The organism is Citrobacter sp. VF227 (assembly GCF_052950715.1).
Genome location: NZ_JBRFVF010000408.1, coordinates 1 through 465 on the forward strand (window position 1 = coordinate 1; position 465 = coordinate 465).

Here is a 465-nt window from a genome sequence, read left to right on the forward strand (position 1 = left end):
GGTGGACACGACCATCGAGATCCGGGATCCGAACTGCCCCGATCGGCTGATGCCGGCTGGCGCAAAGGGCGAAGTCTACATCCGGGGCCCGCAGATCATGGCGGGTTACTGGCGCCGTCCGGCCGACTCCTCTGAGGTTCTGGTCGACGGGGCGCTCAGGACCGGGGACGTGGGCTACCGCGATCCGGAGGGATTCCTGTTCCTCGTCGATAGGATCAAGGATCTCATCATCTGTGGCGGATACAACGTCTATCCGCGCCAGATCGAGGATGCACTGTACGAGCACGAGGCCGTCGAAGAGGTGGTCGCGATCGGCATCCCGGATGCGTACCGCGGCGAAAGTCCCAAGGCGTTCGTGAAGCTGCGCGCCGGGTTCCCGACGACGCCCGATGGGCTTCGCGCCTTCCTCTCCGAGCGTATCTCGAAGATCGAGATGCCCAGGGAAATCGAGATCCGGACAAGCCT

The 465-nt window shown here is 63.9% G+C and carries 1 protein-coding gene; it reads left to right on the forward strand.

Going from position 1 to position 465, the window contains the following annotated elements; all coding sequences use genetic code 11:
- Positions 1-465 (forward strand): AMP-binding enzyme (locus ACU8YC_RS27015; RefSeq protein ID WP_446896264.1); only part of this gene is annotated, 465 nt, incomplete at both ends.